Source organism: Shewanella hafniensis (genome assembly GCF_019655335.1).
GTDB classification, from domain to species: domain Bacteria; phylum Pseudomonadota; class Gammaproteobacteria; order Enterobacterales; family Shewanellaceae; genus Shewanella; species Shewanella hafniensis.
This window is the reverse complement of the sequence record NZ_BPFD01000297.1, coordinates 1-230: the sequence shown is the minus strand read 5'-3', so window position 1 is coordinate 230 and position 230 is coordinate 1. Positions and strand designations below refer to the sequence as shown.

At 58.7% G+C, this 230-nt stretch carries 1 protein-coding gene; it reads left to right on the top strand.

Annotation, left to right across the window (positions count from 1 at the left end; all coding sequences use genetic code 11):
* On the top strand, positions 1 to 230 hold a 230-nt coding region (locus K5Q99_RS22345; RefSeq protein ID WP_220778182.1), incomplete at both ends, for a VCBS domain-containing protein.

The window sequence follows — 230 nt, the reverse complement described above, 5'->3', positions numbered from 1 at the left end:
TGTGATTGCTGGCGACGATGTCGGCGCGGTCACTGAAGATGCCACCGATCCAGTTCTGACTGACAGCGGCACCTTAACCATTACCGATGCCGACAGCGGCCAAGCGGTATTCCAAGCGGGCAACGGCACTCCAAGTGTTGGCGCGCTCGGCAGCCTGACTATCGATGCGGCGGGCAACTGGACTTACAACGTCGATAACGCCGACGTGCAATATCTGGCTGAAGGCGAAA